The sequence below is a fragment of the Dactylosporangium sucinum genome, from assembly GCF_014647515.1.
In the GTDB taxonomy this organism is placed as follows: domain Bacteria; phylum Actinomycetota; class Actinomycetes; order Mycobacteriales; family Micromonosporaceae; genus Dactylosporangium; species Dactylosporangium sucinum.
On the sequence record NZ_BMPI01000166.1, the window covers coordinates 1,595 to 2,515 of the forward strand.

General features: G+C 73.1%; 1 protein-coding gene. It reads left to right on the top strand.

The window, feature by feature from the left end:
* A partial coding sequence (locus IEZ31_RS58070) for a ketoacyl-synthetase C-terminal extension domain-containing protein (protein WP_308429556.1) occupies positions 1–921 on the top strand: 921 nt, incomplete at both ends.

Below are 921 nucleotides of genomic sequence, written 5' to 3' on the forward strand. Positions count from 1 at the left end.
CGTCCTGGAGCGGCTGTCGGTCGCCCGTGCCAACGGCCACCGGGTGTTCGGCGTGGTCCGCGGCAGCGCCGTCAACCAGGACGGCGCCTCCAACGGTCTGACGGCCCCGAACGGCCCGTCGCAGGAGCGGGTGATCCTGCAGGCTTTGGCCAATGCGGGTCTGTCACCGTCCGAAGTGGACCTGGTCGAGGGCCACGGTACCGGCACCCGGCTGGGCGACCCCATCGAGGCCCAGGCGCTGCTCGCCACCTACGGCCAGGACCGGGAAGAACCCCTGTGGCTGGGGTCGATCAAGTCGAACATCGGCCACGCCCAGGCCGCCGCGGGTGTCGCCGGCATCATCAAGATGGTGCAGGCCCTCCGGCACGAGACCATGCCGCCGACGCTGCACGTCGACGAGCCCACGCCCCAGGTCGACTGGACCGCCGGCAACATCTCCCTGCTCACCGAACCGCGCAACTGGCCGCGGACGGCCGGCCGCCCGCGCCGGGCCGGTGTGTCGTCGTTCGGGATCAGTGGTACCAACGCGCACGTCATCATCGAGGAGGGCGACCCCACCCCGGCGCCGGCACCCAGCGAGGGCCCGACCGCCTGGGTCGTCTCGGCCAGGTCCGAGCGGGCGCTCTACGCCCAGGCGGCGCGGCTGGCCGACTGGGCCGAACGGACCGACCCCGACCCCCACGACACCGCCGTGGCCCTGGCCACGCAGCGGTCCCGGTTCGCGCACCGCGCGGTGGTGACCGGTTCGGACGTCGCTCACCTGGTCGCGGGTCTGCGTGACCTGTCGACCACCGGTGCGGGTGTGTCGGGTCCGGTGGCGGTGCTGTTCTCCGGTCAGGGTTCCCAGCGTGCCGGGATGGGCGCGGATCTGCCGGGTCTGGACGAGGTCCGCCAGCACCTGGACATCCACCTCGGCGACCG